Here is a 2,419-nt window from a genome sequence, read left to right on the forward strand (position 1 = left end):
GGTGCGCGGCGACGATGCGCGAGACCGTGGGTTCGCTGACGCCGTACAACCGTGCCATCTCGGCACCGGACTTGCGACCGGAGGTGACGGATTCGGCGATTTCGCGACGCTGCTTGTCGCCGAGCTTGCGCCGTCGTCCGCCGATCCGCCCTTCGGCACGTGCCTGGGCAAGGCCGGCGCTGGTGCGTTCGCGGATCATGGCCCGCTCGAACTCGGCGAAGCTTCCCACCATTTGCATCATCATCCGCCCTGCCGCGGTGGTGGTGTCGATCGCTTCGGTCAACGAACGAAAGCCCGCTCCCGCGAGCTCGATCCGCTCCATGATGTGCAGCATGTCCTTCAGGCTGCGCGACAGCCGGTCGAGCTTCCAGACGACGACGACATCTCCCTCGCGCAACTGCCCGATCATCTCCAGGAGCTTGGGTCGGTCCCATCGCCCGCCGCTAGCGGTCTCCTCGAATACACGTTTGCAGCCGAGCGCGTCGAGCGCGCGCCGCTGCGTGGCGTTCGACTGGTCGTCGCCCTTCGACACGCGGGCATAGCCGATCAGATAGGATTCGCGCGTCATCCAGCTTCTTTCACAAACGGCCGTATCCGGAGGTGGAAACAGGATGCACCAATTTCCGCAGCCTTGGGCCTTTCACAATCCTCTTTCATTAAGCGGGCAAAAGGCAAGAGGTTTTTGAAGGATGAAACATGCCCGCACGTATTCCGATGACCCAGCGGCAGCGCGCCGCATTGCTTGCTTTGCCCGACAGCGAGGCGGCGGTGGTGCGACACTATGGCCTCGATGCCGAGGACCTTGCTGCAATCGGCACCGCGCGCACTCCGGCAACCCGGTTGAGCTACGCCCTGCAACTCTGTTGCCTCCGCTTTCCGGGGCGGCATCTGCGCGCAGGCGAGCTGTTGCCTGCGATCATGCTCGACCATATCGCCGAGCAGGTCGGGGTGGATGCAGGCGCCATCGCCGACTTCGCGCGGCGAGCGCCGACCCGCTACGATCAGCTTGCCGCCATCAAGGCGCGCTTCGGCTTCACCGATCTGAGCCGGCCAGCGCGCGGTATCATGATGACCTGGCTGGAAATCGAAGCCATGCCCATCGTGGACGGGCGTATTCTGCTCGATCGACTGCTCGACGAGCTGCGCACGCGGCGCATCGTTATCCCCGGCATCAGCGTAGTCGAGCGGATGGCGGCCGAGGCGATGCTGCGGGTGGAAACCGATCTGGTCGCTGCAATCCATGATAAACTCGATGCGGATATGCGTCAGCGCCTCGATACGCTGGTCGATGAGAAGGTGCATGATCGACAGAGCCGCTTGTCGTGGCTGCGCGAACCACAGCCCCGCGTCGCGTCAGCCTCGCTCGCCGAAATCCTTGAGAAGGTCGCTCTGATCCGCAGGACCGGAATTTCCTGTGTTCCGGTCGATCCCCTGCACGAGCCACGCATGACGCAGTTCGCCCGCGAAGGCGTGCGCTATACCGCCCAGGCCTTCCAACAGATGCGCGCCTCCCGCAGGCGGGTCATCCTGCTTGCTACGCTGCGCGAGATGGAAGCCACGCTTACCGACGCGGCGATCGCCATGTTCGGCGCCTTGATGGGACGCGCTCACCTTCGTGCCCGCAAACGCCTGGAACAGGGAATCGCGATTTCGGGACGCGAAGGCCGTGACCGACTGATGCGCATCGCCACCGTGCTGGAAACAGTTAGCCGGGTAGCACGCACCGGTGAAGATATCGGCGCGGCCCTCAGGGATATCGTGCCTCTCGACATGCTCGATGCCGATGCCGCGATCATCCGTCGTACCGCGGCACCTCACAGGGACGATGTGTTGAGCGAGATCGCAGCCGAATACCGGACCTTCAAACGAATAGGACCTCTATTCCTGCAAACGCTCGATTTCCACGGCCGGGCCGGCACCGCGGCGTTGCGCAATGCGATGACGGTCCTGTCGGATCTTGATGGCGACTGGCGCAAGCCGCTCCCTGCCGACGTTCCGCTCGGTCATGTCGAGCGGCGCTGGCACCGCCATGTCGTGGTCGCCGGCAAGATCGACCGGACGCATTGGGAGATGGCCACCTACGGGGCGCTCGCCAATGCACTGGCATCGGGTGATATCTGGGTGCCGAGGTCACGGCTGCACAGGTCGCTGGAGGTGCTGCTCGCGCCATCAAGTGGCGCAGCGCTGCAACCGGTGTTCTCGCTCGGTGATCCACACGCATGGCTCGATCAGCGCGCCGCGCAACTCGACAAAGCCTTGTGCGACGTCGCCCAGAATCTGGCCGGACGTGATGCTGCCCTGTTCGCTGGCGAGCGATTGCGCTTCCCCAAGGAACTGAAGGACGATGATGCCGGGCACGACGAAGGACGGCATCTGACGCTTGCCTGCTACGGTATGCTGCCTGCCACGCGTATCACCG

At 64.1% G+C, this 2,419-nt stretch carries 2 protein-coding genes; one reads left to right on the top strand and one right to left on the bottom strand.

The features are described 5' to 3' along the window. Positions 1-568 (bottom strand): recombinase family protein (locus L858_RS0119000; protein ID WP_022684635.1); only part of this gene is annotated, 568 nt, incomplete at its 3' end. 128 nt (positions 569-696) lie between these two features. Between L858_RS0119000 and L858_RS0119005 the strand changes: the two genes are divergently transcribed. Further along, positions 697-2,419: DUF4158 domain-containing protein (locus L858_RS0119005; RefSeq protein WP_238565005.1), on the top strand; the 1,723-nt coding region annotated here is incomplete at its 3' end.

The organism is Sphingobium bisphenolivorans, from assembly GCF_000412635.1.
GTDB lineage: Bacteria > Pseudomonadota > Alphaproteobacteria > Sphingomonadales > Sphingomonadaceae > Sphingobium > Sphingobium bisphenolivorans.